This is a genomic window from Flavobacterium sp. N1994, from assembly GCF_025947145.1.
In the GTDB taxonomy this organism is placed as follows: domain Bacteria; phylum Bacteroidota; class Bacteroidia; order Flavobacteriales; family Flavobacteriaceae; genus Flavobacterium.
Map to the genome: position 1 here is coordinate 1405828 of NZ_CP109999.1, position 24990 is coordinate 1430817.

The 24990-nt window shown below is 33.3% G+C and carries 19 protein-coding genes; 14 read left to right on the forward strand and 5 right to left on the reverse strand.

Features of this window, described 5'->3' with window-relative positions:
* Window positions 1-6 precede the first annotated feature (6 nt).
* From rlmF to OLM53_RS06450, 4 genes are all read left to right on the forward strand, one after another.
* Window positions 7-966 carry a 23S rRNA (adenine(1618)-N(6))-methyltransferase RlmF gene (rlmF, locus tag OLM53_RS06435; RefSeq protein ID WP_264522216.1) on the forward strand — a complete coding sequence of 320 codons (960 nt, stop codon included), beginning with the start codon at window positions 7-9 and terminating at the stop codon, window positions 964-966.
* Window positions 963-1544, forward strand: coding sequence for a GDP-mannose pyrophosphatase NudK (gene nudK, locus OLM53_RS06440; protein WP_264522217.1), 582 nt, complete (start codon window positions 963-965; stop codon window positions 1542-1544). Before rlmF ends, nudK begins: the two co-directional genes overlap by 4 nt.
* A gap of 39 nt (window positions 1545-1583) precedes the next feature.
* Entirely contained in the window at window positions 1584-3575 is a 1992-nt protein-coding gene (uvrB, locus tag OLM53_RS06445) for an excinuclease ABC subunit UvrB (protein ID WP_264522218.1), read from the forward strand.
* Between the two features lie 82 nt (window positions 3576-3657).
* A complete protein-coding gene (locus OLM53_RS06450) occupies window positions 3658-4317 on the forward strand; it encodes a hypothetical protein (RefSeq protein WP_264522219.1) in 660 nt (219 codons plus the stop codon).
* Window positions 4318-4386: 69 nt separating this feature from the next.
* On the opposite strand, the gene OLM53_RS06455 is transcribed toward OLM53_RS06450, so the two are convergent.
* A complete protein-coding gene (locus OLM53_RS06455) occupies window positions 4387-4788 on the reverse strand; it encodes an excinuclease ABC subunit B (protein WP_264522220.1) in 402 nt (133 codons plus the stop codon).
* A gap of 109 nt (window positions 4789-4897) precedes the next feature.
* Between OLM53_RS06455 and OLM53_RS06460 the strand changes: the two genes are divergently transcribed.
* From OLM53_RS06460 to OLM53_RS06475, 4 genes are all read left to right on the forward strand, one after another.
* Window positions 4898-5374, forward strand: a complete 477-nt coding sequence (locus tag OLM53_RS06460) for a hypothetical protein (RefSeq protein ID WP_264522221.1) — start codon at window positions 4898-4900, stop codon at window positions 5372-5374.
* A gap of 18 nt (window positions 5375-5392) precedes the next feature.
* Entirely contained in the window at window positions 5393-6193 is an 801-nt protein-coding gene (locus OLM53_RS06465) for an alpha/beta hydrolase (protein WP_319799863.1), read from the forward strand.
* A 45-nt stretch (window positions 6194-6238) separates the two neighbouring features.
* Window positions 6239-6673, forward strand: a complete 435-nt coding sequence (locus OLM53_RS06470; RefSeq protein ID WP_264522222.1) for a DUF1456 family protein — start codon at window positions 6239-6241, stop codon at window positions 6671-6673.
* A 64-nt stretch (window positions 6674-6737) separates the two neighbouring features.
* Window positions 6738-7694, forward strand: a complete 957-nt coding sequence (locus OLM53_RS06475; protein WP_264522223.1) for a hypothetical protein — start codon at window positions 6738-6740, stop codon at window positions 7692-7694.
* Window positions 7695-7747: 53 nt separating this feature from the next.
* Here OLM53_RS06475 and OLM53_RS06480 read toward each other — a convergent pair whose 3' ends face one another.
* The 3 genes from OLM53_RS06480 to OLM53_RS06490 form a co-directional block, all read right to left on the reverse strand.
* A complete protein-coding gene (locus OLM53_RS06480; protein WP_264522224.1) occupies window positions 7748-8635 on the reverse strand; it encodes a bifunctional 5,10-methylenetetrahydrofolate dehydrogenase/5,10-methenyltetrahydrofolate cyclohydrolase in 888 nt (295 codons plus the stop codon).
* 54 nt (window positions 8636-8689) lie between these two features.
* A complete protein-coding gene (gene ffh, locus OLM53_RS06485; protein WP_264522225.1) occupies window positions 8690-10018 on the reverse strand; it encodes a signal recognition particle protein in 1329 nt (442 codons plus the stop codon).
* 325 nt (window positions 10019-10343) lie between these two features.
* Window positions 10344-11378, reverse strand: a complete 1035-nt coding sequence (locus tag OLM53_RS06490) for a hypothetical protein (RefSeq protein WP_264522226.1) — start codon at window positions 11376-11378, stop codon at window positions 10344-10346.
* Window positions 11379-11482: 104 nt separating this feature from the next.
* Here OLM53_RS06490 and OLM53_RS06495 point away from each other — a divergent pair, with 104 nt between their 5' ends.
* The 4 genes from OLM53_RS06495 to OLM53_RS06510 are packed head-to-tail and all read left to right on the forward strand — an operon-like array spanning window position 11483 to window position 15494.
* Window positions 11483-12004 carry an RNA polymerase sigma factor gene (locus OLM53_RS06495; RefSeq protein ID WP_264522227.1) on the forward strand — a complete coding sequence of 174 codons (522 nt, stop codon included), beginning with the start codon at window positions 11483-11485 and terminating at the stop codon, window positions 12002-12004.
* Window positions 12005-12047: 43 nt separating this feature from the next.
* Complete coding sequence (locus OLM53_RS06500) at window positions 12048-12962, forward strand: FecR family protein (RefSeq protein ID WP_264522228.1); 915 nt, start codon at window positions 12048-12050, stop codon at window positions 12960-12962.
* Window positions 12949-13752 (forward strand): carboxypeptidase-like regulatory domain-containing protein, encoded by an 804-nt coding sequence (locus OLM53_RS06505; RefSeq protein ID WP_264522229.1) that lies wholly within the window; start codon window positions 12949-12951, stop codon window positions 13750-13752. Before OLM53_RS06500 ends, OLM53_RS06505 begins: the two co-directional genes overlap by 14 nt.
* Window positions 13753-13760: 8 nt before the next feature.
* The gene (locus tag OLM53_RS06510) at window positions 13761-15494 is read left to right on the forward strand and encodes a hypothetical protein (RefSeq protein WP_264522230.1); all 1734 of its coding nucleotides are present in this window, start codon (window positions 13761-13763) and stop codon (window positions 15492-15494) included.
* Between the two features lie 170 nt (window positions 15495-15664).
* On the opposite strand, the gene argS is transcribed toward OLM53_RS06510, so the two are convergent.
* Entirely contained in the window at window positions 15665-17443 is a 1779-nt protein-coding gene (argS, locus tag OLM53_RS06515) for an arginine--tRNA ligase (protein ID WP_264522428.1), read from the reverse strand.
* Between the two features lie 209 nt (window positions 17444-17652).
* Here argS and OLM53_RS06520 point away from each other — a divergent pair, with 209 nt between their 5' ends.
* The gene (locus OLM53_RS06520) at window positions 17653-22275 is read left to right on the forward strand and encodes a T9SS type B sorting domain-containing protein (protein ID WP_264522231.1); all 4623 of its coding nucleotides are present in this window, start codon (window positions 17653-17655) and stop codon (window positions 22273-22275) included.
* Between the two features lie 123 nt (window positions 22276-22398).
* A complete protein-coding gene (locus OLM53_RS06525) occupies window positions 22399-24819 on the forward strand; it encodes an outer membrane beta-barrel family protein (protein ID WP_264522232.1) in 2421 nt (806 codons plus the stop codon).
* Window positions 24820-24990: the final 171 nt, after the last annotated feature.

A 24990-nucleotide genomic window follows, 5' to 3' on the forward strand; every position in this document is an offset into this window, starting at 1 on the left:
ACACTCTTGAAAAAAACACATAATACCACAGAAAAAGCAGGCTTACATCCCAGAAATCCACATCGGTTTCGGTATGATTTTGATGCCTTGACTAGTGCTTGCCCTGATTTAAAAAACTTTGTTTCGGTTAATGAGCATAAGGTTGAAACTATCGATTTCAGCAATCCCGATGCTGTGAAAACATTGAATAAAGCCTTATTAATTTCAAATTATGATATTCAAAATTGGGATATTCCTAAAGGGTATTTATGTCCCCCTATTCCAGGAAGAGCCGATTATATTCATTATATCGCCGACTTATTAGCCACGACCAATAATGGAACTATTCCTGAAGGAGAAATGATAGTCGGACTAGACATCGGAATTGGTGCCAATTGTATTTATCCAATCATCGGAAACGCTTCTTATGGCTGGATTTTCGTTGGAACTGACATCGATGAAAAAGCACTTCAAAACTGTAAAAAAATTATCGCTGACAACCCAAAACTAATTGAGGTTATCAGTTTACAATTGCAAGTCGAACCAAGATTCATCTTCAAAAACATCATCCTTCCCGAAGATAAATTTGCTTTTACGATTTGCAATCCCCCTTTTCATGCCTCTCCCGAAGAAGCTGCAAAAAGTGCTTTGCGAAAAATAAATACTTTAGAAAATAATAAAGTATCGAAACCTACGTTAAACTTTGGTGGGCAAAATGCGGAACTTTGGTGTAAAGGTGGAGAGTTAGGTTTCATTACCCAAATGATATACGAAAGTGTGAAGTATCCGATGCAATGTTTATGGTTTACGACTTTAGTTTCCAAAAAAGACAATCTTAAAAACATATACAAACTCTTGAATAAAGTGGGTGCTGCTGAGGTTAAAACTATAGATATGGCTCAAGGCCAAAAGACTAGTCGAATAGTAGCTTGGACGTTTCAATCGCCTATTCAACAACAAGAAATGATAAATTCTCTGACTATATGAGTAATCCAAAAATAGAAATCCTGAAAACCGAAGTGCTTTCAGATAATTGGTACACGCTCCGAAAAATAACGTACAACTATCTCAAAAACGACAGCACTTGGGAAACACAAACACGTGAAGCTTATGACCGAGGAAATGGTGCTACCATTTTGTTGTACAATAAAACTACTCGAACAATAATCTTAACCCAACAATTCCGTATGCCAACGTATCTAAATGGCAATGAAACTGGAATGCTAATTGAAACCTGCGCCGGGTTATTAGATAAAGACAACCCCGAAGAATGCATCCGAAGAGAAACCGAAGAAGAAACAGGGTATAAAATCTCTTCTGTAGAAAAGGTTTTTGAAGTCTATATGTCTCCTGGTTCTGTTACGGAAATAGTACATTTCTTTGTCGCCGAATATACGAAAGACATGAAGGTTAACGAAGGTGGCGGTGTGGCAGATGAACAAGAAAATATTGAAGTTTTGGAACTCGACTTTGATAAAGCCTGTAACATGATTGCCACTGGAGAAATCAAAGATGCCAAGACTATTATGTTGTTGCAACATGCTAAAATCAATGGTTTGATTTAGAATGCATTCTTCCTATCTTTACGCTTCTGAACTTTTGCTATGAAATTCCAAGTCGTATCCGATTATGTCCCTACTGGTGACCAGCCACAAGCTATTGAGAAACTCTCTGCTGGAATTCTCAATGGTGAAAAATACCAAACTTTACTTGGCGTTACGGGTTCTGGTAAAACGTTTACTGTGGCCAATGTGGTGCAGCAAGTGGACAAACCGACATTGGTTTTAGCGCATAATAAAACTTTAGCAGCTCAATTGTATTCGGAATTCAAACAGTTTTTCCCTAACAATTCGGTACAATATTTTGTTTCTTACTACGATTACTACCAACCCGAAGCCTTTATTCCAGTAACAGGAACTTACATCGAGAAAGATTTATCTATCAACGATGAATTAGAAAAACTGCGTTTGAGCACTACTTCTGCCCTACTTTCCGGACGTCGCGATATTATTGTGGTTTCTTCTGTTTCTTGTTTGTATGGAATCGGAAATCCTGTAGAGTTTCAAAAGAATGTGGTGTCGATTGAAAAAGGACAAACCATTTCTAGAACCAAGTTATTACATCGATTGGTACAAAGTTTATATTCCAGAACTGAAGCCGATTTTACGCCAGGAAATTTTAGAATCAAAGGAGATACCGTTGATATTTTTCCGAGTTATGCCGATGAGCCTTATCGAGTGCATTTTTTTGGAGATGAAATTGAAGAAATCGAAGCCTTTGATGCCAAAAGTACCAAAGTGATAGAGCGCTTTGAAAAACTAAACATTTATCCCGCCAATATGTTTGTAACATCTCCTGATGTATTGCAAGCCGCCATATGGGATATCCAACAAGACTTGGTAAAACAAGTAGATTATTTCAAAGAAATTGGCAAACATCTTGAAGCTAAACGTTTGGAAGAACGCACCAATTTTGATTTGGAAATGATTCGCGAATTAGGTTATTGCTCCGGAATTGAAAACTATTCCCGCTACCTTGACCGCCGTTTACCTGGAACACGTCCCTTCTGTTTATTAGATTATTTTCCGGATGATTATTTGATGGTTGTGGATGAAAGTCACGTTACGATTTCGCAAGTGCATGCTATGTATGGTGGAGACAGAAGCCGAAAAGAAAACTTGGTAGAATATGGTTTCCGATTACCTGCGGCGATGGATAACCGTCCGTTAAAGTTTGAGGAATTCGAAAGCATGCAAAACCAAGTGATTTATGTTTCGGCAACACCAGCCGATTATGAATTGCAAAAATCAGAAGGAATATACGTTGAACAAGTGATTCGCCCAACAGGATTGCTAGACCCTATTATAGAAGTGCGTCCGAGTTTGAATCAGATAGACGATTTAATTGAAGAAATACAAGTCCGTTGCGAAGCAGATGAAAGAGTTTTAGTTACGACTTTAACCAAACGAATGGCGGAAGAACTGACTAAATATTTGACTAAAGTTTCCATTAGATGTCGTTATATTCACTCCGATGTAGATACTTTAGAGCGTGTAGAAATCATGCAAGATTTACGTAAAGGATTGTTTGATGTTTTGATTGGTGTCAACTTATTAAGAGAAGGTTTGGATTTACCAGAAGTCTCTTTGGTTGCCATTTTAGATGCGGATAAAGAAGGTTTCTTGAGAAGTCATCGCTCACTTACACAAACGGTAGGTAGAGCTGCGCGTAACGTTAATGGAAAAGCGATTATGTATGCTGACAAGATTACTAACAGTATGCAGAAAACTATGGATGATACCAATTACCGTCGGGAAAAACAAATCGCCTATAACACTTTACACGGAGTAGAGCCTAAAGCGTTGAATAAAAGCTTGGGCAGTGCTTTGAGTGGCAATTCGGTTTCCACCCAATATTATGAAGACAAAATCGCGAAAGCGGCAGAACCTGAAAGCTTGTACTTATCAAAGCCAGAAATAGAGAAGAAAATACGTGACACTCGAAAAGCAATGGAAAAAGCGGCCAAAGAACTCGACTTTATGCAAGCGGCCAAACTGCGTGATGAGATTAAAATGTTACAAGATAAAATGGCTTAAAAATGAACACTAAAGTCTTTATATTTCAATCCTATTTAATTGGAAAAAAATTATCTTTATATAGTTAATCCTTTCAATTCTGATGAAATTACTCTTTTTGCTTATTGTTCCGCTAGTATGTTTTTCTCAGAACGACAACTATACCAAATTAAAAAAACTGCCAAAAATTCAATTTGAAAAAGCAGTAAATGATAGCATATCAAAATTAGAAACTTCTGATTTATCTCTTTTTTTGACAACCTTAAAAAAAGACCATAAAACCGATTTAAAACCTTTCAGCACTGCACTAATCAACCGATTCGACAATTGCAAATGGCCTTTAGAAATGCATTCGTTACTTGAGATAATAGTCGGTTTGAAAATACCAGCACCACTTATTGAAAATACCTTAAACAATAAAAAAGAGCTATGGGATAACGGACAATGGGCTGAGAAATTTTGGAAAATTATCAGAGAAAACAAGCTTAAAGTCAAAGAAGACATTTATTATAAAGTCGATGCTTTAGGTCAAAAAACATACAACATCCGATTATTATTAGAAGATAAAGTGGTAGACTATGAAATTGGAGCCAATCCACTGTTATATATCAATGAAACCTTGACGGATTACCCCCAAAACAGACTTTACGAAACACTTGAAAAACTAAACATCAAAGACATTACTATACTTTCAATACCTAAAAGTGTGGAACTCTTTGATGATAAAGGTGCAGACGGAATGATAAAAGTTCTGACAAGATAATTTAAATAGTTTACGAAACTAAATTCAGCTTAAACATTTAAAAATTCCGGAAGCTTGGCTATATAGGTTTTAATTGAGTTGTTCCTGAAAAACTTCTATAAGGAACTGGGGCGATATCATCTTATTTGGTGAAGTTTCCATCGCTTTCAAAACCCGTTTAATAGCATGGGGGTTCAATCCCATATTAATCCCAATTTCGTGTATTTTGATTTGCTCTCGTTCATGTAGTACTCCATCACAATGCATCAGTAATGCTAAACGATAGAATTGTTGAATGCGTTCAAATTCAGATTTAATTACAATGGGATATTCTTCTTGATGAAACAAGTTTTTAAAATCATGTTTTTGTACTTGAAGTTCTTCTGCAATCATGGTCAAGAAAAGATATTCTCTTTCGTGCAATCTTCCGTCAATAACAGAAAAGGCAATCATTTCAGACAAAAGGGCTAATCTTTCTTCGTAATTATTCATCAAATAGAAGTTATTTTTTAAGCTAAAATATAATTTTTTGTGAAATTGTGCTACTTTATTGTTTTGAAAATTGTTTTTGGTTTATTTTTACTTCATTAAATCTGAAATCATGAATCTCTTAAAGCTTGTTTTATTTAGTATCTTATTTTGTTCTATGAGCGCCACAGCACAATATGGAAATAATCCATACGGTAATGGTGGTCGAGCAAGAACGAACCAATTTCCACAATCACCTCCTAAAGCTCCATCAGCAGAAGATATTGAAAAAGATAAAAACAAAAAAATTGATGAGTTAATGCTTAAATTAAAAGAGGAACTAACTTTAGATGAGCTTCAGTTAATTGCTATTAAAAATGAAATTGTTGCTAGTAGTAAGAGTATCGAGATTGTAATGAAAAAAGATTTCACCGATGAAGAGAAAAGCAATGAAATTAAGTCGATTAGAGAAAAGACGGACAAAACCATCAATAGCTATTTAAATGCTTCCCAAAGAGAAAAATACCAAAAATTAAAAGAAGAAAAAGGCCAAAACAAAGACGACAAAAAGAAAAAAAAGAAAGAGAAGAAAGAAACAGAGAATGAATAAATTTTAACCTATCCTATTTTGAAGTATCTTTTACCAATACTGTTTCTTTTTGTTTTATTAAATGTAACTGCTCAGCAAAGCACTGCTAGTAAACAAGTATCGTCATTTACGATTGAGGCACCCCAACTGAAGACCACAAAAAAGATTTGGGTATATCTCCCTAAAAATTATGCGAGTACTACCAAAAAGTATCCCGTAATCTATATGCATGATGCACAAAATTTGTTTGATGCCACTACCTCTTATGTTGGAGAATGGAATATAGATGAAACCTTGGACAGCATCAATGCACAAGTTATTGTAATAGGAATAGAACATGGAGGTGACAAACGAATGGAGGAACTAACTCCGTTTAAACATGTAAAATATGGAGGTGGCAAAGCCGATGATTATTTGGATTTCATTGTCCAAACACTAAAACCAAAAATAGATGCTACCTATAGAACCAAAACAAGTACTAGAAACACCGCTATTTTTGGCAGTTCTCTTGGTGGATTAGTTTCTTTTTATGCTGCCATTAAATATCCAAATGTCTTTGGAAAAGTGGGGTGCTTTTCGCCTTCTTTTTGGTTTGGAAGAAAAGAGATGAATGATCTATTAGCAAAGACTAAAGATTTTAACGCTAAAGTATATTTCCTTTGTGGAGATAACGAAGGTGATGCTGATGTTATTCCGGATATGAAAAATGTGGAACATTGGGTTAACACTAAACGTTGTGAATGTAAAAAATTAAACAAAGAAGTAATCGTTAAAGGCGGACAGCACAATGAAAAACTGTGGAGAGAAAGCTTTAAAAAGGCTTACCTTTGGCTATTCTAAGTACGATGATAGAAGTACGAAGTAAAAAACATAAATAAAAACAAAATGAACAACAACGATATATTCAAAAAACTAAGAGTGGCGCTGCAATTACGTGATGACCAAATTGTAGAAATCCTGGAATTAGTAGATTTCAGAATGTCAAAAGGAGAAATAGGGAATCTTTTTCGCAACCAAGACCATGCTGATTTTATGGAATGTGGCGATCAAGTTTTGCGTAACTTCTTAAACGGTTTAGTGATTCATCTACGCGGTACCAAAGAGAATCCTAAAAACGCCATGGAGGTTATCAAACAAAATCAAGAAGTGGTTAGAAAAAATATTTCAGAAAAGGCTAAAACTGAATTCAAGCCCAAAGCAGAATTTAAACCTAAACCCAAAACAGATTTCAAAAAGAAGCCTTTCAATCCTAAAGATAAGAAACCCGCTCCAAAAATTGAAATTGTTGAAAAAGTTAAGTTTAAAAACGGGAAAAAATAATTTTTATATTAGGGTAAATTATATATTTGACTGTTATTAAGTGACTAACCAACTATAAAAACAGATGAATGTAATTAGTAAACTAATGATTGCAGGTCTTGCAATTATTTCTTTCTCTTGTAGTAATGAAAATGGAAGCACTACAACTTCAAAAACTACAGTAGCAACAACATTAGCTACTACTCCAAAGAAATTTTTATTTGACGCTACTAAAGCTGAAACTGCTGGAAATGCGGATTGGGTTTTAGATGCCGATTCTTCACCGCAACGTTTCCCAACTCCAGCTCAATCCAACATTACAGCTTCAACGACGGAAAGTTTTTGGAGAGGTGGATTGTCTTCTTGGGGAATTGCTTTGGCCAAATTAGGGCATACTGTTGAAACTTTACCATCAGGAACTGCTATTACTTATGGAGGAACTGGAGCTCAAGATTTAAAAAACTACGATGTATTTGTTGTGGATGAGCCAAATACAAGATTCACTGCTGCTGAGAAAACAGCCATTTTAAATTTTGTTAAAAATGGGGGTGGTTTATTTATGATTTCTGATCATACCGTTTCAGATAGAAACAATGACGGTTGGGATTCACCAGCTATTTGGAATGATTTGATGTCTACAAATTCAGTACAAACAAATCCTTTTGGAATTACTATTACTTTAAATAATATTTCAGAAACTACATCTAACAGATTAAGTACTACTACAAATCCGATATTGAATGGTTCACAAGGTACTGTAACGCAATTAAAATACTCTAACGGAGCTACAATGTCAATCAATACCACTGCCAATGCAACGGCTCAAGGTTTAATTTGGAGAGGAAGTTCCTCACAAGGCACTTCTAACATTATGTGTGCTACTGCTACATTCGGAACTGGAAGAGTTGTAGTAATTGGCGACAGCTCACCTGCTGATGATGGAACAGGTGCTACGGGCGATACTTTATATCCAGGTTGGACAGAATTAGCTTCACACTCAAGATTGCATCTGAATGCTTCGCTTTGGTTGGCTAAGTTGTAAAAAACATAAATTCTTATAAAACAAAAAATCCTGAGTTACAACTCAGGATTTTTTTATGCTTGTCTTAATCGTTTTTGTTCTCGTGCCAATAAAGTATTTTTCAAAAGCATCGCAATGGTCATTGGTCCTACACCACCTGGAACAGGTGTTATATAAGAAGCTTTTTTAGAAACAGCATCAAAATCTACATCACCAGTGATTCGATAGCCTCTTGGGTCAGTTTCGTCTGCTACACGGGTAATTCCAACGTCAATTACCACTGCATCATCTTTTATCATTTCTGCTTTTAGATAATTAGGGACACCCAAAGCCGTTATTATGATATCAGCTTGAGTAGTGATTTGAGCAATATTTTTAGTATAACTATGTGTGAGGGTTACCGTAGAATTTCCAGGAAAACCTTTTCTTCCCATCAAAATACTCATGGGTCTTCCAACGATGTGGCTTCTACCAATTACAACAGTATGTTTTCCTTTGGTTTCTACATTATATCTTTCTAACAATTCTAAAATTCCAAAAGGTGTAGCCGGAATAAAAGTAGTCATATCTAAAGCCATCTTACCAAAGTTTTCAGGGTGAAATCCATCTACGTCTTTACTTGGATCAATAGCCATAATTATTTTTTGAGTATCAATCTGATCTGGTAATGGTAACTGAACAATGAACCCATCGATGTTGTCATCTTCATTGAGTTCGGCTATTTTTTTTAAAAGTTCGGTTTCTGAGGTTGTGCTTGGCATTTTGACTAAAGTCGATTCAAATCCGACCAATTCACAAGCTTTTACTTTGCTGCTTACGTAAGTTAAACTGGCTCCATCATTGCCAACAATTATGGCTGCTAAATGGGGCACCTTTTCACCATTGGATTTCATTTTGTCAACTTCGGCTGTGATTTCATTTTTGATATCACTCGAAATTTTTTTTCCGTCTAATAACTTCATCTTAGTGTTGTTGTTTTTTATAAAAAAGACGCGATAAATCGCGTCTCTACTTTTTTATTTCATTCCACTCATCATCTTCATCAGATTCTTTCCGCCACCGCCTTGCATCATTTTCATCATTTTGCTCATTTGGTCGAATTGTTTCATCAGTTGATTTACTTCTTCTATTTTTCTTCCTGAACCTTTTGCGATTCTGGTTTTTCTTTTCATATCGATGATAGAAGGTTTAGTTCTTTCTTTAGGTGTCATCGAGTAAATAATTGCTTCAATATGTTTGAAAGCATCATCTTCAATCTCTACATCTTTCAAAGCTTTTCCTGCCCCTGGAATCATCCCGACAAGATCTTTCATATTCCCCATTTTTTTCACTTGTTGAATTTGGGTTAAGAAATCATCGAATCCAAATTCGTTTTTGGCGATTTTCTTTTGAATTTTTCTAGCTTCTTCTTCGTCGTATTGTTCTTGTGCTCTTTCAACTAAAGAAACTACGTCTCCCATTCCGAGAATTCTTTCCGCCATACGCGATGGATAGAACACATCTATGGCCTCCATTTTTTCTCCCGTTCCAATAAACTTAATAGGTTTATCAACAACTGATTTAATAGAAATGGCAGCTCCACCACGAGTATCCCCATCTAATTTAGTTAGAATTACACCATCAAAATTTAATCTGTCATTGAATGCTTTAGCCGTGTTCACAGCATCTTGTCCAGTCATGGCATCCACAACAAACAATGTTTCTTGAGGTTTGATAGCGGCATGAACATTAGCAATTTCATTCATCATTTCCTCATCAATAGCCAAACGACCAGCGGTATCAACGATAACAACATTAAAACCATTTGACTTTGCGTGCTGAATGGCATTCAATGCTATTTGAACTGCATTTTTATTTTCTGGTTCTGAATATACTTCAACTCCAATTTGATCTCCAACCACATGCAACTGATTGATTGCAGCAGGACGATAGATATCACAAGCGACCAAAAGAGGTTTTTTGTTCTTTTTTGTTTTAAGATAATTGGCTAATTTTCCAGAGAAAGTTGTTTTACCTGAACCTTGTAACCCTGACATTAAAATCACAGTTGGATTTCCTGAGAGGTTTATTCCTGTGGCATCCCCTCCCATTAATTCCGTTAATTCGTCTTTTACAATTTTTACTAATAGCTGCCCAGGCTGTAATGTGGTTAATACATTTTCACCAATAGCTTTTTCTTTAACTTTTGTGGTAAAATCTTTGGCGATTTTAAAATTAACATCGGCATCAAGTAAAGCACGACGAACTTCTTTTAAAGTTTCGGCTACATTGACTTCGGTAATTTTTCCATGTCCCTTTAGGATATGAAATGCTTTATCTAGTTTATCACTTAAATTATTGAACATATGCTGAATTACTTTTAATGAAGTGCAAATTTAAGGATTTGATTTAGAACTTTTGTGATTGAACAAATAAAAAAACCATTCATTTAAATGAATGGTTTTTTGGTGAAAAATATATCTATTTTTAATCTTAATTTATAAAACACTTATTAAAAATCACCACTATCAATGCGACTATTACTGACCAAATAAGTATTTGAAAAACAGTAGTGTTAGTGTTATTTTTTATAATGCTTTCTTCTTTTTCAATATTTTTTTGAAAATTATAGTTTTCTTCTTTTAAATGTTTTTTGTGTAAAAGTTTCATCAATATTCTTATTAATTACTTCTAATTCTTTTTGAGATCCAAATAATGAATTTCACTACCACCACCACTTAAATGTTTTAAGTGAATTATAGACGGGTTATATTCAGTAACTATCCAATCTTTTACTAGTTCATGCAGATTAGAATCACTAAAAGTCAAGTTCAATTTATTTTGACCGCTACTGCTACTTGTGTAGTATGACCAAGTTCCACTACTAGTTACGGCATTTTTAGTAACATTTGTTGTTCCGCCATTTATAAAAGTAAAATTGTATCCTGTGTAATGGTAAGTTTCATTTTCTCCTTCACTGAAGTAGTACACATACCAAGAACCTGAATTTAAAATAGATTGAAAAGTTGGATTTGAAGTTGAAGGCTCAGTACAAGAATCAATTGAACTATCAATAAAAGTCTCCAATTCTACATTTGAATTGATGACTATATTTTGTCCATTAGCATCTTTCATTGAAATTGGATAAACAATTGATGTAATGGTACCATTTGACAAAGAAGCAATAACATTATATAATTGCTGATTACTTTGAATAGTAATCGTATTAGCAACCTGATTGTTACTATCATATACATTCATTGCTATTGGCCAATTAAAAGAAATACAATCAATCTCATAAAAACCATCATCCTCACCACATGCTTCTATGGCATCATGTAACTGGGTGGCATTATGAATTACTTGAGTAGTAAAATTTTTATACTTTATAGTAATTGAGTTTGTATAATCAAAATATACAATATCATTATCATTACTATACTCGTCCTTAATATCTTGAACCACTTGATAATCATCTGGAGTAGCTACTGAAACAGTGTTTCCATCAACAGTTACTGTAACTGGCAATTGAATACTTATTGCACTCGAATTATCTAAAACATTATCATCCTGCGTTGGATTTTGCGTTGTTCTAGAGATTAGTTTTGCTAAAGGAGAATTGACAACAATGTTATTTATACTCTGATTAGAAGTGTCCTTTTCATTTTGACACGATCCCAAAAGAATCAAAAGTAAAAACAACTGTATTAAGTATTTAATTTTCATATCAAATCTTTACGCTATACAAATTCAAACACCGTACTTCTAAATTACCCTACCAAGTTTAAATTATATTTTTGTAAATTTACATTATAATTTTATTTCTTATAATGGAGAACCCCAAAAATACTGGTTTATGCAAAGAAACTATTTTTTCTGATTTCTTTAAAAAACACGCTAAGCCATTACGAAACCATCTACTCTATAAGTTTGGCAATCAGGACCAAGCAGAAGATTTAACACAAGAAGCCTTTATTAAATTATGGCAAAATTGTTCTGAAGTCCCTATTGAAAAAGCTAAATCCTATATTTATACTATTGCAACCAATTCATCTTTAAATGTTATTGCTCATGAAAAAGTAAAGTTGAATTATAAAAATAACAATTCGCATTCAGACCGTTCAAATCAAAGTCCAGAATTCATTTTAGAAGAGCAACAATTTAAAGACAAACTATTAATAGCAATTGAGAAAATAAATGAAAATCAACGAGTTGCTTTCCTTATGCATCGCATAGACGGAAAAAAATATGCTGAGATTGCAGAAGAATTAAACATTAGTGTTAAAGCTGTTGAAAAGCGTATTCATTTGGCATTATTAGAGTTAAGAAAAGAGTTTGACTATTTTAAGTAGGGTTAAATTAATATAATTTGTTTTAATAACGAATACAGGAATCATGGAAGAAAATTACAAATTAGCAAAATGGCTTAATGATGAAATGACTGATAAGGAATTAATTGAATTCCAATCAGAATCAGATTATCATTTGTACCAAAAAATAAGACTCTATTCTTCAGAATTAGAGACTCCTGTTTTCGAGGAACAAAAATTATTCTCAAAAGTAATTTCGGCAAAAAAAGACAGCCCAAAAGTCATTTCAATGAAATCTAATTGGTTGCTACGTGTAGCTGCAGTTGTTGTTATTAGCTTTGGATTACTTTTTGCCTACACCTTCCTCTCTACTTCTTCTGAATTGGCAGAAAATGGTACAAAGACAACATTTTCACTACCTGATAACTCAGAAGTAGTTTTAAATTCTGGTTCAGAAATTGACTATAAAAAATGGAATTGGGATAATAATAGAAAACTAAACCTCTCTGGTGAAGCCTATTTCAGGGTTGCTAAAGGTAAAAAGTTTGAAGTTAACACTCCTTTAGGAAAAGTCACTGTTCTTGGAACTCAATTCAATGTAAAACAACGCGAAAATAGATTTGATGTTACTTGTTATGAAGGTAGAGTCAAAGTAAATTATAATGAAAAAGAAGTAATTATTACCAAAGGGATGCGGGTGTCATTTAAAGATGGAACATCAATACCCATTCCTGAAAACACAACTCAAAAACCTGAATGGCTAAATGATGAGTTAGTATTTTACAAAGAAGACTTAAAAGATATCGTTAAAGAACTTGAAAGACATTTTAATATTTCTTTACAATTAAAATGCAATACCAATTCACAATTGTTTACTGGGACCATTCCGGCTCAGAACATAGATTTATCGCTACAAGTTTTGTCTACGACCTACCATCTGCAACCTGTAAAAGTGAGTGAAAACAATATCATTTTAAAATCGGTTGATGCTCAAAAATAAGACCATTTATTTCCTCTTATTTTTTACCCTTTCTTTTTCATTTTGCATAGCTCAAAAAGAAGAGGGTGTGCTTCCATTAAAAAATATTTTGACTCAAATTAGCGAACAGCATAAAGTAAAATTTAGCTATTTAGAGGATGAAGTCGTAGTTTATGCTATTATTCCACCTGAAAAAAATTGGACATTACAAGAAAAAATAACAGATTTAAAAAAGAAGACAAACCTTCAATTCAAAGTAATCTCTGAAGGATATTATACTATTTATAATAACAAAAATCAAGACAAACCCCTTTGTGGTTACTTAATTGATAATGATACAGGATTCGGAATTGAAAATGCACTAGTATCTATTGAAAAAAGTAACGTTACAACCTTTACTAATGCTGATGGCTATTTCGAATTGCCCAAAGTATCTTCCAATAGAATTGTAATAAAGCACCAAAGTTACGAACCTAAGACTATCTATCCCGAAGAATTATATATTACAACTTGTCCTAAACTAAATTTAAAATCTGTAACTACTAATCTTACTGAAGTTGTAGCAAATCAATATTTATCATCAGGAATAAGCAAAGAAAATGATGGTACTATAACAATAAAACCCAAAAAATTTGGTTTATTACCCGGACTCACAGAGCCCGACGTTTTTGAAACATTAAAAGAAATTCCAGGTATTGTGAGTGTTAATGAAACCGTCTCCAACATCAATGTCAGGGGGGGACACATGATCAAAATTTATTTCTGTGGAATGGTATTCGTTTATTTCAAACGAGCCATTTTTTTGGTTTAATATCAGCTTTGAATCCCAATTTGCCTCAAACTATAAAAGTAACTAAAAACGGAAGCTCTCCTTTTTATGGAGAAAGTGTTTCTAGTGTGGTTGATATTTCAACTCATAGCGATAATGTGGAAGGAAACAAAGGATCTTTTGGTGTCAACATGATTAATGCTGATTTTTATGGCAAAATAAAAACAAGTGCTAAATCTAACATTGAATTCAGTGGAAGAAGATCTTATACTGATGTTTTTGAGACACCAACCTATAAAAGCTATTTTAATAGAATATTTCAAAACACTATAGTAACCGATTTAGCAAATAATCAAATTGTAAATTTTATCAATAATGAAAAATTTTACTTTTATGATTTCACATTACAATTTCATCAAAAAATCAATAAAAAAAGCGATTTGTTTATAGATGGAATTTCCATATCCAATCATTTTGATTTAACACAAAGTAAATTAGAAAACGGCACAACAGTAGACAGAAATAGTAATCTCGGCCAAAAAACCATGGGCGGAAGCATTTTATTTAAAACCCAATGGAATGAAAAAAACAGTACTGAATTAAGTACTTATACTTCTTATTATTCCATAGTTTCCGAATACGAATCAATACAAAACAGCCAAATATTTAATCAAGAAAATTCAATATTAGATTTAGGATTTCGATTAAAAAACAGTCATCAATTGACAAAAAAACTGGTTTTGAATAATGGTTATCAATTTAATGAAATTGGCATTACCAATTTTGACCAAATCAATAGTCCCTTTTTTTCAAGAGAAATTAAAGATGTTTTAAGAACCCATGTACTAATTGCTGAATTACAATACCAATCCGAAAACACAAAACTAATAACCAATTTGGGAGCAAGAGGGAGTTATGTGGAAGAATTTAAAAAAATTATTTTTGAACCACGACTGCAAAGCAATTATGCTATAAATTCCTTTTTAAACATTGAATTATTAGCAGAAATGAAAAGTCAAACTTCAGCTCAAGTTATAGATTTACAACAAGACTTTTTAGGTGTTGAAAAAAGAAGATGGATACTTTCAAATAATGAAGATGTACCAATAATAAGGAGTAATCAAGTATCTCTTGGGTTAAATTATAAAAAAAACAATTGGCTTATTACTTTGGAAAGTTTTTACAAAAAAGTAAACGGAATTTCAACTAGAAGTCAAGGGTTTCAAAATCAATTAGAATTTTTAAAACTAAATGGTGATTATTCAATTCTGGGCAATGAGTTTTTAATCCAAAAACAATTCAATAAAATTACCGCTTGGCTGAGTTATACCAATTCCAAAAGCAATTATACTTTTAATGATTTTTCAACGACTTCTTTTCCTAATAATTTTGAGATAAATCATAATATTGGTATGGCACTAATTTATGATTATAAAAAACTAAAAATGGCATTAGGCTCTCATTGGTTTACCGGAAAACCAAATACGGAACCAATGAGTAATGTTCCTGTAACTAATAATCAGGGGATTCCTGAAGTCTCTTATAATTTACCCAATTCATCCAATTTAGATAATTATTTTCAGATGAATTTTTCAAGCAGTTACTCATTTTCGTTCCTTAAAAACACTAAGATTCTTTTTGGCGTCTCTATTCAAAATTTATTAGATACTAAAAACAACATCAATCAATACTATCGTGTAAATCAGAATGCTGTAACTATTGAACAAGTTAACATCTTTTCATTACAACGAAGTTTAAATGCTTTCGCGAGGATAAACTTTTAAATTGTCATTCTCAGTAGGGTAATTTATTTTTGAGATGTTAATATTATCGACTGTTTCAGTAGTAGCATAATAGTAATTATAGCCTCAGACTGAGATAATTTTTTAGTTTTTGAGTTTGTTTTGAGTTTAAAATCCTGATAACTTTTGTATCAGGATTTTTTATTTAAAATTTACATTCTATCTGGCACTTGAATACCTAATAATTTAAATGCCGATTTTATTATTTCGCTTAGTTTTTTTGAAAGTTGCACTCTAAAGGTTTTCTTATCCGAATCTTCTTCTCCTAAAATAGAAACTGATTGATAAAAGGAATTATACTCTTTTACCAACTCATAAGTATAATTAGCAACCAAGGCAGGAGAATGATTATGAGCTGCATTCTGAATAACTTCGGGAAAAAGCTCAATTTGCTTTATTAACTCTTTTTCCTTTGGATGTATAGTAATGATGTTCGAAGCAACATTCAAATCAAAATTAGCTTTTCGCAATATAGACTGAATTCGTGCATAAGTATATTGAATGAACGGTCCCGTATTTCCAGCAAAATCAACAGATTCCTCTGGATTAAAAAGAATTTGTTTTTTGGGATCTACTTTTAAGATATAATATTTTAGTGCTCCAAGACCAATAGTTTTAAACAACTTTTCTTTTTCATCAGTTGAATAGCCCTCTAATTTTCCTAATTCAGTTGCAATTTTACCAGCTGTTGCTGTCATTTCTTCCATCAAATCATCAGCATCAACAACAGTTCCTTCACGAGATTTCATTTTCCCAGATGGCAATTCGACCATACCATAGGACAAGTGATATAAGCTTTCAGCCCAATCAAATCCAAGTTTTTTCAGAATTAAAAACAATACTTTAAAGTGATAATCTTGTTCGTTTCCTACCGTATATACCATTCCTCCAACATCTGGAAAATCTTTTACACGTTGTATGGCTGTTCCAATATCTTGTGTCATATAAACCGCAGTTCCATCAGAACGGAGTACAATTTTTCTATCTAAACCATCTTCTGTTAAATCAATCCAAACGGAACCATCAGGATCTTTTTCGAAAATGCCTTTTTCTAATCCCAATTGAACTACTTCTTTTCCTAACAAATACGTATTACTTTCATAATAATAGCTATCAAAATCAACTCCAAGATTTTTATAGGTTTGAGCAAAACCATCATAAACCCATTGGTTCATAGTTTTCCAAAGAGCTATTACTTCAGGTTTACCTGCCTCCCAATCTAAAAGCATTTGTTGTGCCTCTAAGATAATTGGGGCTTGTTTTTTAGCTTCTTCCTCTGTTTTACCTTGAGCAATTAATTCCGCTATTTGAGTTTTATATTCCTGATCAAACTTCACATAGAAATTCCCAACCAATTTATCCCCTTTTAAGCCAGTACTTTCGGGTGTTTGGTCTTTGCCAAATTTTTGCCAAGCCAACATCGATTTGCATATATGAATTCCTCGGTCATTGATGATTTGAGTTTTGTATACTTTTTTCCCCGAAGCTTTAATAATTTCAGCAACAGAGTATCCTAACAAATTATTTCTAACATGACCCAGATGCAAAGGTTTATTGGTATTTGGTGAAGAATATTCAACCATAATTGCTTTATCATTTGGCGAAGCTGAAACAAATCCAAAATTCTCATTAGGCTTAATTTCATTGAAGAATTTAATATAATAGGAGTCTGAAATAACAATATTTAAAAACCCAGACACAACATTAAAACGTACAACTTCATCTAAGTTTTCAACTAAATAGTTTCCAATTTTAGTGCCAATTTCTATTGGATTTCCTTTAATAACCTTCAATAAAGGAAAAATTACCATTGTGATATCACCTTCAAATTCTTTACGAGTAATTTGAAATTCAATTTTTTCAATTGAAATATCAAATAATTGTTTGACTGCATTTTGAATTGGAGTTTTGAGAATTTGAGAAAGCATGATGTATAAAGTTTGAGTTGGCAAAGATAAACATTACAGCACAATATTAATAATTAGGCGGATTTATAAAAAAATTGAGGTCATTCATCTTATAAAAATATGTTTTTGTAAGTTTTTATACTTTAAAATAATAAATATAATGCATTTCGTCGATTTTATTTGCGTTTAAACGTCATTTGTTTCAATATTTGTTTTGTCAAAATCCCCAAATTATGAAAAAATTACTACTATTAATCTTCATTACACTTACCACTGCTGGTTTCTCACAACCACTATCTGTAAGTTCTACTAGTTACACTGTACCACAATTGGTAAATAATGTGTTAATTAATTCACCTTGTGTTTCTGCAACCAATATTACTTGGAGTACAGGAACCAATTTTGGTTCTACCAATGGTCTTGGATTTTTCCAAAACACTAATCCAAACTTTCCAATGCAAAGCGGTGTTGTGTTAAGTACAGGTAACATATTAAATATTCCAGGACCTAATACCTCTTTATTAAATGATGGTTCAACCAGTTGGCCTGGTGATAGTAGTTTAGAAACAACATTGGCAGCAGCTGGTATAAACATGGTCTCTAAGAACGCTTCCGTTTTGGAATTTGATTTTACTCCTATTTCACCAAACTTTAGTTTTGATTTCATTTTTGCCTCTGAAGAATATGGAAATTTTCAATGTTTATATTCTGATGCTTTCGCATTTTTATTAACTAACATGAGTACGGGGGTAACTACAAATTTAGCCGTAGTTCCTAATACCAATTTGCCCATTTCTGTTGTAACCATTAGAGATTTTCAATATAACTCATCATGTCCTTCTGCAAACCCACAATATTTTGGAAGTTTTAATGGAGGTTCAGGAATGGCAAACTCAGCAACAAATTTTAATGGTCAAACAAAAGTTCTAACCGCTGCTTCCGTTTTAACTGCTGGTGTTCCTTATCATATAAAATTAGTAATTGCAGACAGGGCAGACCCACAATCCGATTCAGCTATATTCTTATCTTCTGACAGCTTTAATATTGGTCAAGATGTATTAGGTCAAGACTTAACTATTGCGAATAATGCTGCAGTATGTTATGGCGCAAGTCAGCAAATTTCAACTGGCTTGAGTGCAACTAATTATTCTTTTGTTTGGAAAAAAGACGGCGTTGTGCTTCCCTCAGAAACTGGGCCAAGTTTGACTGTTACACAACCTGGAACTTATGCCGTTACTTACACAAATTTATTTAGCACTTGTTCTCCAATTACCGACTCTATAGTTGTTGAATACAGTCCTCAAATAATTACTCCAAATCCTAAAACAATTTACAAATGTGATATGGGTTTAGCATCTTATACTTATAATTTAGATCTAAATACTCCTGTAGTTAAACAAGGCTTATCGCCACAAACTGTTGTTTCTTATTTTTTAACTCAAAATGATGCTGATAACAATATCAATCAACTTCCATTGTTGTATAATAGCCCAAGTGGACAAACCATATACGTTAGAATTCAGCTACCAAACAGCCAATGCTATACAGTAAAATCATTTCAGTTGCAAGTTTCTCCTCCGCCTGTGGCGTATCAAGCACCAAATTTGTTAAGATGTACTCTTACCAACACAGAAACCACAGCTTATTTTAATTTTACTTCTCAAACTGCAATTGTTTTAGGAACACAATCTCCAAGTATATATAGCGTTAGTTATTATACTTCTTCAAATAATGCTACTAATGGAATAAATGCCATTGCAGATCCTTCTTATGGAGTATATGGTAACACCACTATTTATGTTAGAGTTCAAAATAGTAGTGACCCAGGATGTTTTAGTATATCTAGTTTTAATTTAATCGTAAATCAAACGCCTTTAGTTGATGTTCTTGAAAACGTAATAGTTTGTAATCAATATATATTGCAGCCATTAGTTAATGGAAACTATTTCACTCAAATTGGCGGTTCAGGCACACCAATGTTTGCTGGAGATGTTCTTACACAAACTCAAACCGTTTATATTTTTAATCAACCAGGTGGACCAGGAACTTGTGCTGCAAATAGTTCTTTTAAAGTTACTATAGTAGACGAAGATTCGCTTACACCTAGTGATTTGACAAATTGTGGCAGTTATACTTTACCTTCATTAACATATGGAAAATATTATACTGCACCTGGTGGACCTACAGGTACTGGAACTGTAATTCCTTTTGGAACTGTAATATCAACTTCACAACAAATATTTTATTATTTCACAACTACAATACAACCTATATGTGTTGTTGACTCAAGCTTTTATGTGACAATTGTTAATAATTTAAATGTTGGTACCAGAGCAGATGTCTTTGATTGTACTTCATATACACTTCCACCATTAACTGTAGGAAACTATTATACTGCAAGTGGTGGAACTGGTACTCAATTGGCTGCAGGAACTGTCATCACATCAAGTCAAACAATATACGTATATGCTGCAACACCTGGACCAACACCATGTATTGCAGAAGATAGTTTTGAAGTTTATATTGGAATTACTCAACCTGCAGATGTCTCTCAATGTAATGGATACACTTTACCTCCATTACCTATTGGAAATTATTATACAGGTCCAACTGGGACTGGTCAACAAATACCAGCAGGAACAGTAATAAACACTAATTCAACTATTTATATCTATGCCCAAACAACTAGTGGTGGAGTTAATTGTACCGATAATTTACATTTTACATTAACTTTTGCTCAACCCCCAATAGATACATTACCCGATGTTTCTGCTTGTGAAACCTATTCTTTACCTGCTTTAACAAATGGTGATTATTTTACTGGTGTAGACGGAACTGGCACACCAATGTTTGCTGGAAATGTTATTCTAAATACTCAAACTCTTTATATTTTTAAAAGATTAAATGCTACTTGTTCAAGCCAAACTAGTTTTACTGTAACAATAAATCCTTTACCAACTATAGATTCACGTTCTGACATTGATATTTGTGACCAATACGTTTTAACACCATTAACAGTAGGAGATTACTATACTGGTCCAGGTGGAACAGGTACATTGTTAGCCGCTAATACTGTTATTACATCATCTCAAAGAATTTATATTTATGCTCTATCAAACAGTACTCCACCATGTAGCGCTGAGAATAGTTTTCAAATTAATATTTTTAGTACAACTGCTGATACTTCACAAAACATAACCGCTTGTGATAGTTATACCTTACCTCAATTAACTGCTGGTAATAAATATTATACACAAACCGGAGGTCCGAATGGTCTTGGAATGGAGATAGCAGCAGGAGCAACAATTACTTTAAGTCAAACGATATATATATTCAAAGAATCTATTATCAGAACCTCTTTCTCTTGTGTTGATGAAAGTTCCTTTACAGTAATTATTAACCATACACCAACTATTGCCCCAATTGCAAATGTATCGTCTTGTAATTCATATACATTACCATCACTAACAATTGGCAATTATTATACAGGCCCAAATGCGACTGGAACTTTATTAAATGCAGGTGATGTATTAACAACAAATCAAACGGTTTATGTTTATGCCAATACTGCGACTTCACCTGATTGTAGTAGTGAAAGAAGTTTTACTGTCTCTATATTTAATGTAGATAATTTACCAAACGTGACTATTTGTGAAAGTTATACGCTACCAGCTTTAACTATAGGAAAATACTATACTGGTCCAAATGGCACAGGAATATTGTTAAATGCAGGAACAGTTGTTTCTACATCACAAACAATTTATGTATATGCTGTTTCTCCATTCCTTCCAAGATGTAGTGATGAAAGTTCGTTTACAGTTACTATAATTGATACACCATTTGCTCATTCAGTTCCTGCTAATCTGAGAACTGTTTGTGATCAGGATGGAACCAATGATGGGGTAACTCCATTTAACTTGAGTAGTTTATCTTCATCAGTTCTTGGTTCACAAACAGGAAGTGAATTTCAAGTTACATATTACGAAAGTTTAGCCGATGCAACTACAGGAACAAATCCTGTAACTACTTCTTCCCTATCAGTAGTTTATGTTAGAGTTAAAAATACTTTGACAGCAAATTGTTATGACGTTAAACCAATAACTATTATAGTAAATAAATTACCTGTTCCAACTCCTATTGACGGAATAATTTGTATTGATAGCGAAACAGGGACTCTATTAAACCCATACACTATGTATAGTGGTTTAACTTCAGCTGGACATACTTTTGTTTGGACAAATGACACTGGTGCTACTGTTGGCACTGCAACTAATTACCAAGCCATTTTACCTGGAGTCTATACAGTAGTAGCAACCAATATTGCTACAGGTTGTCCTTCTGAACCAGTAGATGTAACCGTTTCTCCATCTGAGCCTGCAGTTGTGGCTTATGAAGTGAGTCAAGATTTTACAGATAGCCAAACAATAACTGTGACCGCTACGGGTCAAGGAAATAATTTTGAGTATCAATTAGATAATGGTCCATTCCAAGACAGTAATGTTTTTGAAAATGTAAACTCTGGAATGCATACTGTAACTGTTAGAGACAAAAATGGTTGCGGAAGTACCACTATTCAAGCTCTAGTTGTGAACTATCCTAAATTCTTCACACCAAACGGAGATGGATATAATGACACTTGGAATATTAAAGATTTATCAAGTCAACCAACAGCTAAAATTGAAATTTTTGACAGATATGGTAAATTACTTACTCAAATAAAACCAAGCAACAGTGGTTGGGACGGAACTTATAATGGACACCAAATGCCTTCAGATGATTACTGGTTTAGTGTTAGTTATACCGACGAACACCAAGTTGCACAAGAATTTAGAGCCCATTTTGCTATGAAGCGATAACCTATATACCTACTATGTTTAAAAACTCCTGACAAAATCAGGAGTTTTTTTATGTTAAAATTTGTAACAAAATTATGGCATTTGTGTCTACTTTAGTATTAAAAAAAATTACATCTCAAAATCATGCGATTTAAAATATCCCTTCTTTTCTTTTTTTGCACATTATCTTTGCTTCAAGCACAAAATTCAACTTCATCGACAGGTAACGTTGGTAGCATTTCGGGGAAAGTAATCGACAAAAACACGAAACAACCAATTCCATACGTAAACATTAGCATTAAACAAGCTAATAAAATAATCACAGGAGGAATCACTCAAGACAACGGAAATTTCACAATCAAGAATTTAGCTTTAGAAACCTATACCGCTGAAATTTTATTTATTGGTTATAAAAAAGTTGTCCTAACGGTTTCACTTACTACAACTTCAAAAAGTATTAATCTAAATACCATGTCTCTTGAGGAAGAAGCGGTACAATTAGAAGGTGTAGAAATTGTCAAGGAAAAATCAACCTACGAACAAAAGATTGATAGGAAAATTATCAACGTTGGAAAAGACCTTATTTCTGCTGGCGCTACAGCTGGAGAAATCCTAAACAATATTCCTTCGGTAAGTGTTGATGCTCAAACCAATGCCATCAGTTTAAGAGGAAACGAAAACGTTAGGGTTTTAATTGACGGAAAACCAACCAACATTGATCCTGCTCAGTTATTAAAACAAATTCCATCTGCTTCAATCAAACAAATCGAACTGATTACCAATCCATCTGCCAAATACAATCCAGAAGGCATGAGCGGAATTATAAATATTGTTTTGCATAAAAATGCCAATCAAGGTTTTAATGCAAGCATAAATAACGGCGTAACTTTTGCCAAAACACCAAAAGTAAATTCGTCATTTGATATGAATTACAAAGTGGGAAAATTTAATTTTTATACCAATTATGGTTTCAATCATGGGTTACAAAAAAATCACGGTTTTGTAAATAGCCATCAACCCAACGCAGAGAAAACAGTGGCTTTTGATTTTGGAAATAAAAACACCTCACATCTATATAAAATTGGTGTCGATTATTATCTAGATGATAACAATACACTATCCATTTACACCAATCAAAACATCTACTTATCTAGCGGAAATAGTATAACAAGTGTTAATTATCAAGACAATTTAATTTCTGATATAGCTCAGACTAATGAAAGTCGCAACGACAATCCATCCGGTACTTATAATTTAGATTTCAAACATAAATTTAAAAAAGAAGGTGAAAACATTGAATTGGAAGCCAATTACAATAGAAACAAAGGAACCGAAGATTCACATTTCACCACTATAGCTGGTGCTAATGTTTCGGATTACTACAATTACATTACGAATGTCAACAACAATACTAAAATCAACTTAGACTACACAAATCCGTTGCCAAAAGATGCCAAACTTGAAGTTGGTTTAGAAACACGTATTGAGACAACTAATAATAATTTCAACAAAGACTTTGTTTATAATTCTGATTTTAAATACGAAAGACAAATCCATTCTGCTTATGTAACTTATGGAAAACAATGGACAAAATGGGGATATCAACTTGGAGCCCGATTTGAAAACTACACTGCTGATGCCAACTTTCATGCAGTAGATGCCAATGATGAAAACGGAAACGGAAACACAACAGAAATCATTGCCAAAACATTCAACGATAAAATAAACACCGTGTATCCAAGTGGTTATTTATCCTATAAACTTTCAGACAAGAATACGTTTAATTTCAACTATTCTAGACGCGTTGACAGACCAAGTATTGGACAAGTGAATCCAATCCGTGAATGGAGTACACCAACCGTAACATCTATTGGAAATCCCTATTTAAAACCTCAATTCACCAATTCATTTGAATTGAATTATACTCGTAAAACCAAAATAGGTTCGATATCGAGCGTTATTTTTTATAGAATGATTTCACAAGAAATAACTCGTTTAGTAGAAATTGACCCGAATGATCCTAACAGAAATATTTTGTCGTATGACAATTTTAAAGATAACAATTCTTATGGAGCCGAAATTTCAGCAAATCTTGATTTTACCAAATGGTGGAGCGCCAATATAGGAACTGATATTTATTTCAAAACGATTAGAGGGACCGTTTCAAATCAGTTTGTTGAAAAAGACGTTTCTATCTTCAACGGAAGAATTAACAATACCTTTAAAGCTACTAAAAATCTTCGTTTCCAACTTTTTGGCATGTATCGCGGACAAGAACAAGGATTACAGTTTTTGAGAAAAAGCATGTATAAAACAGACCTTGGAGCCAGCTATAATATTCTTAAAGGTCAAGGAACCATAAGTGCTAGAGCAAGTGACATCTTTAACACTATGAATTTTAGCTTTGACGGGACTTTACCTTATAAACAAGAAGGTGCTTTTTATTGGGAAAGTCAAAGTGTATATTTAGGTTTTAGTTACCGTTTTGGTGGTGGCAAAAATGCAGCATTACAAAGAAAACAAAGAGACAAAAACGAAACCCAAGGCGGTGGCGGAATGATGTAAGATTTTATATTTTATTTGAATTTAGTTGTAACGAAAAAGCCATCCGTGAAAACGAGATGGCTTTTTTTATTTTTAAGTTCTAGGAGCACAACGATAGAATATTTAAGGACGCATCCTCCCGCTATCCGCGCTACATGGTAGCTAGCTCCTATCGGGGCTATTAATAACATT